This is a genomic window from Agrobacterium sp. LEGMi-208b (genome assembly GCF_059511785.1).
The window spans coordinates 1,998,581-2,010,582 of sequence record NZ_CM183446.1 but is presented as its reverse complement, the minus strand read 5'-3'; the positions used below and the strand labels follow the sequence as shown (position 1 = coordinate 2,010,582).

Genomic DNA, 12,002 nt, shown 5'->3' with positions numbered 1-12,002 from the left:
GGGTGGGTTTGGGTGGTGTTCGGTATAGGTTGGAGGGTGGGGCTCACCCCCCTCTGTCCTGCCGGACATCTCCCCCACAAGGGGGGAGATCGACTTGTGGTTAGGTTCTCACCTCTCGCGAGGTAGAGTATGAAGTGAAGTGCCCGCCACTTGCCGATCTCCCCCCTTGTGGGGGAGATGTCCGGCAGGACAGAGGGGGGTGATGCCCCACCCTCAACACATCAATGCGAAAGCGCCCGAATAGCCGGATAAAGCGCATGATATCGCCGATAGGCCTCCTCATAAGCCCCGGCCAGCGCAGCCACCGGCTCGATCGTCCGCGCCGTTTCCGGCTGCGAGCAAACCGCCACCGGATCGGCCCCGGTCGCGGCAGTCAGGCCAAGGCGGGCCGCACCGAAGGCGGCACCGAAATCGCCCTCGGCCGGAATATCCACGGGCACGCCAAGCGAGGTGGCAATCGATGCCAGCCAATAGGCCGAGCGCGAGCCGCCGCCGATGGCGGTGACGCGGGAAATCGAGGTGCCGGCCGATTTCAACGCTTCGAGATTGTCCCGGATGGCAAAGGTGACGCCTTCCAGCACAGCCTGGGTCAGCGCCTTGCGGTCGCTTTCATGCGAAAGGCCGATGAAGGAGCCGCGAATGGCCGCGTCATTATGCGGGGTGCGCTCGCCGGAGAGATAGGGCGCAAAGGTCACGCCGGAGGGCGCAAGCAGCGTCTCGCCGAGTTCGCCGGTCAGATCGGCGGCGGACTGGCCGGTGAGGCGCGAATACCAGTTCAGCGCATCTGTCGCGGAAAGGATGACGCCCATCTGGTGCCAGGTATTGGGCAGCGCATGGCAGAAGGCATGCACGGCGCTTTCCGGCTTCGGCAGATAAGACGCATTGGCGGCAAAAAGCACGCCGGATGTGCCGAGCGATACGAAGGCATGGCCTTCCTTCACCGTGCCCATGCCGCAGGCGGAAGCAGCATTGTCGCCCGCGCCACCGGCGACGACGGCACGGCCGGCAATGCCCAATTCGGAAGCCAGTTCCGCGCGCAGTACGCCCGCCTCATCCGTGCCTTCCACCAGCGAGGGCATGTGTTTTTCATCGAGCCCGGTGGCGGCAAGCAGTTCGGAGGACCATTTGCGCGCGCCGGTATCGAGCCAGGAGGTGCCGGCGGAATCGGACATTTCCGAGATATAGTCGCCGGTCAGCCACAGCCGCAGATAATCCTTCGGCAGCAGCACCTTGGCCACTTTCGCGAAGATGTCAGGTTCGTTCTTCGCCACCCAGGCAAGCTTCGGCGCGGTAAATCCGGGGAAGACGATATTGCCGGTGATCTTGCGGAAACGCGGATCGGCATCGAGTGCTGCCGCCTCGGCATGGGAGCGCGTGTCGTTCCACAGAATGCAGGGGCGCAGCACCTTGCCTTCGGCATCCACAAGCGTCGCGCCGTGCATCTGGCCGGAAAGGCCGATGCCCTTCACGGCGGCGAGTTCCTTCGGAAACTTCTGCTTCAGGCCGGCAACGGCGGTTTTCGTCGCGGCGATCCAGTCCGCCGGGTCCTGTTCGGACCAGCCGTGATGCGGGCGTGAAACGTCCAGCGAGCCATTGGCCGAGCCGATGATTTTCTGATCGCCGTCCATCAGCAGGGCTTTGACGCCTGAAGTGCCAAGATCGAGACCGAGATACATGTATTTCTCCATTCCGGCGCCCCATGCGCCGCTTTCAGCGTTTTTTAGAAGTCACCGCATTTCCGGACGGAAAACGGCGGTCACTTTTCCTGGAAATGCTTTCATCAGGGCAGATTGTCCCTGAGGAATATGTCGATACGGATACGTTCCTGCGCGGCGATGACCGGCTGGCCGTCGGCCCGCGCCTTCAACACGCGGATGGCGCTGCGCACCTCGTGGCCGGCATCCTGGTTGAGCACGGCATCGAGCAGCCCTTCCCTTAGCGCATTGGCGGTGTTTTCCGTCAGCTCATGGGCGATGACCGAAAGCGCCCTTTCGCCATCAGCCGCCGCAAGCGCGCGAATGAGACCGCGATTACCGGCACCGAGACTGTAGATGCCGGAGAGGGCACCATTGCCGAGCGCCTCGCGCACCAGCGCCTCGACGGTGAGCGGATCGTCCCTGCCCTCCAGCACCGGCAGCAGCCGCACCTGCGGAAATTCGCTTTCGATGACGGCGCGAAACCCTTCCAGACGTTCGCGATGGTCGCGCACCAGCATGGAGCCGGCGACAACAGCGACATCGCCGCCGCGCCCGGAGAGAAAACGCCCCATCAGGCTCGCCGCCGTGCGCCCGGCCGCGACGTTGTCGACACCGGCATAATGATCGCGCCGCGAACCGGAGAGGTCTGACACCAGCGTCACCGTGGCGATGCCGTCTTCCGCCAGCCGGTCGGCGGCCTCGGCCACATCCCCGGAATCCGTGGCGACAAAGGCCACGCCCGACGGCTTTTCCCGCCGCGCCACCTCGAGAGCCTCCGTCAGCGCCGTGGCGTTGAACGGCGGCACCTCGATGATGCGGATCGCCGTGCGCTCCAGATGCGCGCGTGCCGCTGCCGCCCGCACTTCGGCGCGCAGCGTTGCCATGAAGGAATTGTCATTGCCCGGCAGGATGAAGACCAGCGAATAATTGCGGCCCTTGGCCAGATTGGCGGCCGCGATATCGCGCACATAACCGAGTTCCGCAATGGCCGCCTCCACCCTTGCGCGCGTGGCCGCATGCACGCCGGGGCGCATGTTCAGCACCCGGTCGATGGTGGCGAGACTGACGCCCGCCCGCTCGGCGATATCATGAACTGTCGGCTTCATGGCTCCTCCCTGCCTTTTGCATATCCAGCTTTGCGGTCGAGGTAAACTGAAAAATGATGTACGTACCTCATATTCTGCCTAAAGCCACAGCGATCAATCGGCGGAGGTTCTTTCACGGCGTTGCCGCGTGTTTCTTCTCCCCGAGGGGGAGAAGGTGGCCCGAAGGGTCGGATGAGGGGGCAAGCTCTCCGAATATCTCTACCCTTGCCCCCTCATCCCGCTGCCGCGGACTTCTCCCCGGCGGGGAGAAGAAGCGGGCGGCACCCCGCTCGCTCCATATTCAAAACAAAAAAGGGGCCGTCATTTCCGACGGCCCCAGCTCTGCGGTGGATGGGAGGGGATTGTTGTCAGTGCGCCGCGTCTGGTGGCGGCGCTGCCTTGGGTTTCTGGATCAGCACGGTCATGAAGATCAGGCTGGAGAACAAAATCGTCAGCGCGAAGAACACATCCGCGAAGGCCAAAATCCATGCCTGCTGCGAAACCATGCCGACCATTTTCTTGACCGCGACGGATGCGCCGTCCAGCCCGTAGGAATCGTAGTTGGCGCCGACACTGTTCAGCCATTCCAGCGCCTGCGGGTTGGAGTAGCTGATATGTTCGGCCAGCCGCACATAATGGTCGTCCGTGCGCTGCGACAGCATGGTGTTGATGATGGCAAGACCAACCGCGCCGCCGAGGTTACGGGTGAGATTGAACAGGCCGGAGGCGTTGCGGATACGGGCCGGAGGCAGGGTGCCGAGCGCGATGTTGTTGATCGGCACCATGCACATCATCAGGCCGAAACCGCGCAGAATCTGCGGGATCAGCAGCTCGTAGAAATCCCAGTCGGTCGTCACATGCGTCATGATCCACGTGCCGCAGCCGAAGCTGATGAAGCCGATGGCCATCATCGCCCGCGGATCGAGCTTGGTGGAGACCTTGCCGGCGATCGGCGCGGTAAAGAACATCGCAAGACCGGACACGAACATGGTCTCGCCGATCATCAGAGCATCATATCCCCTCACCCGGCCGAGATAGAGCGGATAGAGATAGGTCAGCCCGTAAAGCCCGATGCCCATGACGAAGGAGAACAGCGAGCCGATGGAGAAGTTGCGGTCGGCGAAGGCGCGGATATCCACCACGGGGAATTCCACCTTGAAGGCGCGCCAGAAGAACACGACAGCACCGATGACCATGGCCACCGAGCCAAGCACGATATGTTCGTCGTTGAACCAGTCCTTGTTGTTGCCCTCTTCCAGCACATATTCCAGCGAGCCGAGGAAGACCGCCATGGAAAGCAGGCCCCACCAGTCGAACTTTTTCCAGAGCGAGCTTTCGGGCTTGTCGAAATCGATCAGGCTCCAGGTGAGGATGGTGACGATGATGCCGGGGATGATGTTGACGAGGAACAGCCAGTGCCAGGAAAAGGCATTGGAGAGATAACCGCCGACCGTCGGGCCGATGGTGGGTGCGAGCGTGGCGACGAGACCGATGATCGGCGAGACGACCGAGCGCTTCGACGGCGGGAAGATCGTGAAGGCGGCGGCGAAGACGGAGGGGATCATGCCGCCGCCGATAAAGCCCTGGATCGCGCGGTAGACGATCATCTGGTCGATATTGGTGGCTGTGGCGCAGAGTGCGCTCGAAATCGTGAAGCCGGCCGCGCAGGTGGCGAAGAGCACGCGCGTGGACAGGATGCGCGCCAGCGTGCCCGAAAGCGGGATCATGATGACTTCGGCAATCAGATAGGAAGTCTGCACCCAGGCGATCTCATCGGAACCCGCGCCGAGGCCGGCCTGGATTTCCGCGAGCGAGGCGGAGACGATCTGAATGTCGAGGATGGACATGAACATGCCGAAGACCATCGCGAAGAACGCGATGAGCCTACGCCTGTCCATCGGGGGATCGGCGGGGATCGACGCCCCGCCCGTACCGACAACCGTAGCCGCCATGATCTTGACCTCAACGGCGCATCAGCGATGCGCCTTACTTGGCTTCCGGGTTAACTTGCGCCGTTTTCGTGGTTTCCGGCGCCGTGCGGGTATCGACATCGACAACGACGCTGAGGCCGGCACGCAGATTGTGCTTTTCGAGGTCTTCCTTGGAGAAGACGATACGAATAGGCACGCGCTGAATGACCTTGGTGAAGTTGCCCGTGGCGTTTTCCGGCGGCAGCATGGAGAATACCGAGCCAGAACCGGGCGAAATCGACTGCACCGTGCCTTCGATCGTCGCATCGTCAAAGGCGTCGACATGCACGCGCACCTTCGAACCGGGTACGACGCGGGCAAGCTGCGTTTCCTTGAAATTGGCGTCGATATAAAGCTCGTTCATCGGCACCAGAGAAGCCAGACGCTTGCCGACAGACACCAGATCGCCGTTCTGAACCGCCAGATTGCCGATGACGCCGTCATAGGGCGCCTTCAGAACCGTAAAGGACAGGTCGCGGGCGGCCTTGTCGCGGGAAAGCTGCAGCGAACGGATCGTGCTTTCGGCTTCCTCGCGCTGGGCGCGCAGAAGCTCGACATTTGCTTTCGCGGAGGAGATGGCGGCATCGCCGGCCACGACATTCGCCTTGGCCTGATCGAGCGCGACCTGCGCATTGTCGGAAGCGGCAACCGTGCCGACATCCTTCGCCTGCAGCTCGCTGGCGCGCTTCTGGGTGATTTCCGCACCGCGAAGGGCGGCATCCAGCGCGCCCTTCTGGGCGACGGCCTGTTCCAGCGAAGCTTCACCGCCGACGATCTGCGCATCGATGCGCTTCAGCGACAGTTGCTCGGTGCGGATCTGGGCTTCGGCCTGATCGAGCGCGATGCGATAATCGCCATCATCCAGCGTCACCAGCGGATCGCCCGCCTTGACTTCCTGGTTCTCGACCACGTTCACCTTGGCGACATAACCCGAAACCTTCGGTGCGATGACGGCGATATCACCTTCTATATAGGCATCGTCCGTCGACACCATGAAACGACCGTCGACCCACCAGTTGTAACCATACCAGCCGGCGCCGGCGAGAAGGGCAACGGCGATAACAGGCAGAAGCTTCGAACGCTTCTTCTGCTTCGGCGCAGCAATGGTCTGGGGCTGCGGCTGCGGCGCGGCCTCGGCCGGCTTTGCGGGAGAGGTCTCGGCCTTGGCGGAGATATCCGCCTCTTCCGCATCGTTGGCGGCGCGAACCGCACTATTCTTCTGGGCCGACATGAGAGCTTACCGTGATAAATTGAAGAAAGTTTTTCGAACTGAACCGTTCGGTTCGATTGACATAATCTCTTTCCTGACACATATCAAGTGTTATCGAACCGATTGGTTCGACGTTCGGTTAATTTTTTTTACGCCATTGCGATGCTAAGAGGCGGTATCGATGGCAGGTGAAGACAGGGATATGGAGACGGAAACGGAAACGGAAACGGGCTGTCCGGGCAATGCCGCCGGGCGTTTTGCGGCGGGTGAAGACCCGGCCAAACGCGAGCAGATTCTCGCGGGCGCCTGGCGTGTGTTCAAGCGCAAGGGTTTCGACGCGGCCAGCATGAACGACATCACGCGCGAAGCCGGCGTTTCCAAGGGCACGATCTATGTCTATTTCTCCAACAAGGAAGATCTGTTCGTCGCCCTCGTCGACCATCACCGCAACGAATTCGCCACCTCCATGCGCCATATTCTCGAAGGCACCGAGGAGGTGCGCGAGGGACTGGAACAGTTCGGCAAGGCCTTTGCCAACAAGATGATCTGCTCCGACATGATCCCTGCCATGCGTTCGGTGCTTGGTGTCATCGATCGCATGCCGAAGCTGGCGCAGCGTTTTTTCCTTTCCGCGCCGAATAATGTACGTACCGTGCTTCTGGATTTCATCGAACATCAGGTCGAGATCGGCCATTTGAAGGTGGATGATCCTGAGCTTGCCGCCCGGCAATATATAGAGCTTTCCACCGGCACCTTCTTCAAGCTCCGGCTGTTCGGCGAGCTGGAAGGCCCGGTTCCCGACGAGGAACTGGACCGGGTGATCGGCAGTGCCATCAACGTCTTCATGGCTGCCTACGGAACCGACAAGGCCTGAGATCATTCAGCAACGGCGTGAACGCCAATACGCGGTCTGCGCGAAATTTCGATGAAATCTTGCGCCCTGGAGCCATCAACTCCTTGTTTCTCGCGTATTGCGCTATAAATTCCCCCCACCGAATGTTTCGGCTGGCCTTGTTGCTGAAAGGAAAACCTGCCTGATGGAGTCCGTTCTCCCTCTTCTATCTGACCCCGCCGCCTGGGTGGCGCTCGTCACGCTGATCGTCATGGAGGTCGTGCTCGGCATCGACAACCTGATCTTCATCTCCATCCTCACCAACAAGCTGCCGCCCGAACAGCGCGAAAAAGCCCGCAAGATCGGTATCGGGCTCGCACTCGTCATGCGTCTCGGCCTGCTCGGCACCGTCGCATGGATCGTGCAGCTCACCACGCCGGTCTTCGAAGTCTTCGGCCACGCCTTCTCGTGGAAGGACATGATCCTCATCGCCGGCGGTCTCTTCCTGATGTGGAAGGCGACCAAGGAAATCCACCACAATGTCGACCCGGAAGACCACAAGGAAGACATGGTGGGCGGCCCTGTGGGCATGAATTTCGGCGCCGCCATCGGCCAGATCCTGCTGCTCGACCTCGTCTTCTCGGTGGACAGCATCATCACCGCCGTCGGCATGACGCCGCATCTGCCGATCATGATCGTCGCGGTCATCGTGGCCGTCACCGTCATGCTGCTGGCCGCGACGCCGCTCGCCAACTTCATCGAGCGCAACCCCACCATCGTCATGCTGGCGCTCGCCTTCCTGATGATGATCGGCACGACGCTGATCGCCGAAGGCATGGGCTTCCATGTTCCGAAGGGTTACGTCTATGCCGCCATGGCGTTTTCGGCGCTGGTGGAACTGCTCAACATGCTGGCCCGCAACGCCAGACAGCGCAAGAAAGCGCAGGCCGCCGGCAAACCGCATTGACAGCATTCCGTCATGCCGGACCCGATCCGGCATCCAGCCAGCCCAAGTCTTTGGGCTGGAAAGACTCTTCTCGCCGCGCAGACGCGCGTCGGCTGGATACCGGCTCAAGGCCGGTATGACGGAAATAAATTGACCCATTGTCAAAACAATGAGCGTTGCGCATGCTTTCCTCATGCGCCAAGGTTACGTATATATTCTTGCTTCCAAAAGAAACGGTACGCTTTATACTGGCGTGACGAGTGATCTTTCTCGCCGTTTATATGAGCACCAGAACAACCTGACCCCCGGCTTCACAACTCGTTATGGCGTTAAGACGCTTGTATGGTTCGAGACATACGATCTTGTGACCGACGCGATCACGAGAGAAAAGACCATTAAAAACTGGCCGCGGGCATGGAAGATCAAGTTGATTGAAGATATCAATCCAGCCTGGGACGACATCGCGCATTTTCTTCTCTGACAACGCCTCCGCTCCGTCATGCCGGACCTGATCCGGCATCCAGCCAGCCCAAGTCCTTGGGCTGAAAAGACTCTTCCCGCCGCGCGAACGCGCGTCGGCTGGATACCGGCTCAAGGCCGGTATGACGGAGGAGGTATAAATCCCGACGTCCAACCCGGAACCGCTTCACCCCGCCTTGCGTTCTTCGATACCATCACCGATAGAGTCCTCTATCGGCGCCTCTCCTTCGAAAGCATATGCCAGCATGACGACAGACCAGATCCTCGCCTTCACCGTCATCGCCGGCATGATGGTCGCGTTCATCTGGGACAGGTTCCGTTATGACGTCATCGCCTGCAGCGCCCTTCTGGTGGCGGTGGCGCTTGGGGTCGTGCCCTTTAACAAGGCTTTCTCGGGTTTCTCCGACGATATCGTCATCATCGTCGGCAGCGCGCTGGTCGTCAGCTCGGCGGTGGCGCGGTCGGGCATCGTCGACATGACGATCAAGAAATATTTCCCGGAAATGCATTCGAAAAGCCTTCAACTGGCCTTTCTGATGATCGTCGTCGCCATCATGTCGGCCTTCATCAAGAATATCGGCGCGCTCGCCATCATGATGCCGGTTGCCTTTCAGTTCGCGCGCAAATCCGGCAGCCCGGTCTCCTATTATCTGATGCCCATGGCCTTCGCAGCCCTGCTCGGCGGGCTGATGACGCAGATCGGCACCTCGCCCAATATCGTCGTCTCGCGGCTGCGCGAGGAGATGACCGGGCAGAGCTTCACCATGTTCGATTTTACCCCCGTCGGCGCGGGACTGACCGTGATCGGCATCATCTTCCTGACCTTCGGTTACCGGCTGCTGCCGGTGCGCAACCGCCAGCAGGCCTCGGTGGAGGATATTCTCGACCAGTCGGCCTATACCGCCGAGGCGACCCTGCCGGCCGACAGCACATACGCGGAAAAGCCGCTGCGCGAACTGCTCAAACAGGCCGATGGCGGCGTGATCGCCAGCACCATCCTGCGCGGCCCGCGACGCATTTCCCCCTTCCCCGATGTGACGCTGAAGGCGGGTGACACCATCCTTCTCGAAGGCAGCCCGGAGGGGCTAGACCGGATCGTCTCGCAGGCGAAGCTGCTCTTATCCGGCAAGCCTCTGATGGAGAATGGCCAGAAAACCGCCGATCTCATTTCCATGGAAGCTGTCATCAGCAATGAGTCGGTGCTATCAGGCATTTCCGCACGCGAGCTTTCGCTTTCCTATACGCGCGGCGTCAACCTGATCGCGGTGAGCCGCCGCGGCCAGCGTGTCAGCCAGCGGCTTTCCGAACTGACATTGCAGGCGGGCGACGTCATTCTTCTGCAGGGCAGCCGCAAGAACCTGCCGCAGGTGCTGCAGGAATTTTCGCTCTTGCCGCTGGCGCAACGCGAAATCCTGCTCGGCGTGCAGCGTCGCGCACTTCTGGCGGTCATCGTGCTCGCCGCCGCCATGATCGGTGCCGGCAGCGGCCTGGTGCCGGTCTCCGTCGCCTTTTTTGCCGCCGCCTTCCTGATGATCGTCGTCGGCGCGATACCGCTCACCGAAGTCTATAAATCCATCGACGGGCCAATCCTCGTCATGCTTGCCGCCCTCATTCCCGTCAGCGACTCGCTCCGCACCAGCGGCGCCAGCGAACTGATCGCCGCCTGGCTTGGCCATGCCGCGCAGGGATTGCCGCCCTTTGCGGCGCTCGGCATGATCCTGCTCACCGCCATGGCCGTGACGCCCTTTCTCAACAATGCCGCCACCGTGCTGGTCATGGCCCCCATCGCCGCCGGTTTCGCCACCACGCTCGGTTTTCGGCCGGAGGCTTTCCTGATGGCGGTGGCGATCGGCGCCGGCTGCGATTTCCTCACCCCCATCGGCCACCAGTGCAACACGCTGGTCATGGGCCCCGGCGGCTACCGCTTCAGCGACTATCCGCGCCTCGGCCTGCCGCTGTCGATCATGATCGTCATTGCCAGCATTCCCATGCTGCTTTACGTCTGGCCAGTGCGCTAGGACGTGAACTAGGACGTGAGCTGGGACGCGAACCAGGGCACTGAACCAGCGCGGTCCGCCGCCGCGCGAAGACAGCGCGGGCTGCGTATTTCCTTGACGCCTGCGGCAGAATATGGCCTAAGCCGAAGCCGAACGGGAATGTGCAAAAGGCGCTTTCATTGCGTCTTCCAACATGATTTCCTGCCGCATCCAAACGAAAACTCTGTGACAGACGGGTGAAGCCGCCCCTATGTCACTTCCACGTCACGACGAGTGAATTTCATGACCACTTCCGGCGTTCGCGTCCGCATCGCACCTTCCCCCACCGGCGAGCCGCATGTCGGCACCGCATATATCGCGCTGTTCAACTATCTCTTCGCCAAGAAACACGGCGGCGAGTTCATCCTGCGCATCGAGGATACCGACGCCACCCGCTCGACCCTCGAATATGAGCAGAAGGTGCTGGAAGCCCTGCGCTGGACCGGCCTCACCTGGTCGGAAGGCCCCGATGTCGGCGGCCCCTACGGCCCCTACCGCCAGTCGGAACGCAAGTCCATGTACTGGCCCTATGCCGAAGAGCTGCTGGAAAAGGGCCATGCCTTCCGCTGTTTCTGCACGCCCGAACGGCTGGAAGAAATGCGCGAAGCCCAGCGCGCTAGCGGCAAGCCGCCGAAATATGACGGCCACTGCCTCAACCTCAAGGCCGAGGAAGTCACCGCCCGCGTCGCTAGCGGCGAGGCCAATGTCGTGCGCATGAAAATCCCGACCGAAGGCTCGTGCGATTTCCATGACGGCGTTTATGGCGATGTCTCGATCCCGTGGGATTCGGTCGACATGCAGGTGTTGATCAAGGCCGACGGCATGCCGACCTATCACATGGCCAACGTCATCGACGACCATCTGATGAAGATCACCCATGTGGCGCGCGGCGAAGAGTGGCTGGCATCCGTGCCCAAGCACATTCTGCTTTACCGTTATTTCGGCTGGGACCAGCCCACGTTCATGCATCTTTCGCTGATGCGCAATGCTGACAAGTCGAAGCTTTCCAAGCGCAAGAACCCGACCTCGATCTCCTATTATTCCGCTCTCGGTTACCTGCCGGAAGCGCTGATGAACTTCCTTGGCCTGTTCTTCATCCAGATCGCCGAAGGCGAAGAGCTGCTGACCATGGATGAGCTCGCCGCGAAGTTCGACCCGGAAGCGCTTTCCAAGGCCGGCGCCATCTTCGATATCCAGAAGCTGGACTGGCTGAACGGCCGCTGGCTGCGCGAGAAGCTTTCCCCGGAAGAATTCATTGCCCGCACGCTGGAATGGGCGATGGAAAATGCCCGCCTGACCGAAGGGCTGAAACTTGCCCAGAGCCGCATTTCGAGACTCGGCGAATTGCCGAACCTTGCAGGCTTCCTGCTGGCAAGCGATGTCGGCCTGACGCCGGCTTCCTTTGCCGGGCTGAAGAGCAAACCGGAGGAGATCCACGAAATCCTCACCACGGTTGCCGCCGATCTGGAAAAGATGCCGGACTGGAATGTGGAAGCGATCGAGGCCGAGTTGCGCGATGTGGCCGAACGCACGGGCAAGAAGCTGCGCGTGGTGACGCCGCCGCTCTTCGTCGCCGTCTCCGGTTCCTCGCGCTCGCTGCCGCTGTTTGACTCGATGGCGCTGCTTGGCCGCTCCGTTGTGCGCCAGCGGTTGAAGATGGCGATTGCCGTTGTGGCCACGATGGTTGGCAGCGGAAGCTGATAGTTATGTGCTGGCGGTGACGGCAGCATTTTAGAATACGCCTTC

The 12,002-nt window shown here is 61.2% G+C and carries 9 protein-coding genes; 5 read left to right on the top strand and 4 right to left on the bottom strand.

What is annotated here, in order from left to right; translation table 11 throughout:
• Window positions 1-221: 221 nt before the first annotated feature.
• The 4 genes from xylB to AC5YUO_RS23700 all read right to left on the bottom strand — a co-directional run bounded on the left by xylB (window position 222) and on the right by AC5YUO_RS23700 (window position 5,983).
• Window positions 222-1,676 carry a xylulokinase gene (xylB, locus tag AC5YUO_RS23715; RefSeq protein ID WP_496156555.1) on the bottom strand — a complete coding sequence of 485 codons (1,455 nt, stop codon included), beginning with the start codon at window positions 1,674-1,676 and terminating at the stop codon, window positions 222-224.
• Window positions 1,677-1,780: 104 nt separating this feature from the next.
• Complete coding sequence (locus AC5YUO_RS23710; protein WP_400820776.1) at window positions 1,781-2,803, bottom strand: LacI family DNA-binding transcriptional regulator; 1,023 nt, start codon at window positions 2,801-2,803, stop codon at window positions 1,781-1,783.
• Window positions 2,804-3,150: 347 nt separating this feature from the next.
• Window positions 3,151-4,734 (bottom strand): DHA2 family efflux MFS transporter permease subunit, encoded by a 1,584-nt coding sequence (locus AC5YUO_RS23705; RefSeq protein WP_400820774.1) that lies wholly within the window; start codon window positions 4,732-4,734, stop codon window positions 3,151-3,153.
• A 34-nt stretch (window positions 4,735-4,768) separates the two neighbouring features.
• Complete coding sequence (locus AC5YUO_RS23700) at window positions 4,769-5,983, bottom strand: HlyD family secretion protein (RefSeq protein ID WP_496155483.1); 1,215 nt, start codon at window positions 5,981-5,983, stop codon at window positions 4,769-4,771.
• A 160-nt stretch (window positions 5,984-6,143) separates the two neighbouring features.
• Here AC5YUO_RS23700 and AC5YUO_RS23695 point away from each other — a divergent pair, with 160 nt between their 5' ends.
• The 5 genes from AC5YUO_RS23695 (at window position 6,144) to gltX (ending at window position 11,957) form a co-directional block, all read left to right on the top strand.
• The gene (locus AC5YUO_RS23695; RefSeq protein ID WP_496155482.1) at window positions 6,144-6,836 is read left to right on the top strand and encodes a TetR/AcrR family transcriptional regulator; all 693 of its coding nucleotides are present in this window, start codon (window positions 6,144-6,146) and stop codon (window positions 6,834-6,836) included.
• A 163-nt stretch (window positions 6,837-6,999) separates the two neighbouring features.
• The gene (locus AC5YUO_RS23690; RefSeq protein WP_496155481.1) at window positions 7,000-7,761 is read left to right on the top strand and encodes a TerC family protein; all 762 of its coding nucleotides are present in this window, start codon (window positions 7,000-7,002) and stop codon (window positions 7,759-7,761) included.
• A gap of 148 nt (window positions 7,762-7,909) precedes the next feature.
• Window positions 7,910-8,221: a GIY-YIG nuclease family protein gene (locus tag AC5YUO_RS23685; protein WP_496155480.1), complete on the top strand. Its 312-nt coding sequence runs from the start codon at window positions 7,910-7,912 to the stop codon at window positions 8,219-8,221.
• A 244-nt stretch (window positions 8,222-8,465) separates the two neighbouring features.
• On the top strand, window positions 8,466-10,238 hold the full coding sequence (locus tag AC5YUO_RS23680) for an SLC13 family permease (RefSeq protein WP_496155479.1): 1,773 nt from the start codon (window positions 8,466-8,468) through the stop codon (window positions 10,236-10,238).
• Between the two features lie 261 nt (window positions 10,239-10,499).
• A complete protein-coding gene (gene gltX, locus AC5YUO_RS23675) occupies window positions 10,500-11,957 on the top strand; it encodes a glutamate--tRNA ligase (RefSeq protein WP_496155478.1) in 1,458 nt (485 codons plus the stop codon).
• Window positions 11,958-12,002 lie beyond the last annotated feature (45 nt).

What these genes read in the sequence shown, in the direction of transcription:
- xylB (WP_496156555.1), bottom strand. Translation starts at nt 1,676, where the DNA reads ATGTATCTCGGTCTCGATCTTGGCACTTCAGGCGTCAAAGCCCTGCTG.
- AC5YUO_RS23710 (WP_400820776.1), bottom strand. Translation starts at nt 2,803, where the DNA reads ATGAAGCCGACAGTTCATGATATCGCCGAGCGGGCGGGCGTCAGTCTC.
- AC5YUO_RS23705 (WP_400820774.1), bottom strand. Translation starts at nt 4,734, where the DNA reads ATGGCGGCTACGGTTGTCGGTACGGGCGGGGCGTCGATCCCCGCCGAT.
- AC5YUO_RS23700 (WP_496155483.1), bottom strand. Translation starts at nt 5,983, where the DNA reads ATGTCGGCCCAGAAGAATAGTGCGGTTCGCGCCGCCAACGATGCGGAA.
- AC5YUO_RS23695 (WP_496155482.1), top strand. Translation starts at nt 6,144, where the DNA reads ATGGCAGGTGAAGACAGGGATATGGAGACGGAAACGGAAACGGAAACG.
- AC5YUO_RS23690 (WP_496155481.1), top strand. Translation starts at nt 7,000, where the DNA reads ATGGAGTCCGTTCTCCCTCTTCTATCTGACCCCGCCGCCTGGGTGGCG.
- AC5YUO_RS23685 (WP_496155480.1), top strand. Translation starts at nt 7,910, where the DNA reads ATGAGCGTTGCGCATGCTTTCCTCATGCGCCAAGGTTACGTATATATT.
- AC5YUO_RS23680 (WP_496155479.1), top strand. Translation starts at nt 8,466, where the DNA reads ATGACGACAGACCAGATCCTCGCCTTCACCGTCATCGCCGGCATGATG.
- gltX (WP_496155478.1), top strand. Translation starts at nt 10,500, where the DNA reads ATGACCACTTCCGGCGTTCGCGTCCGCATCGCACCTTCCCCCACCGGC.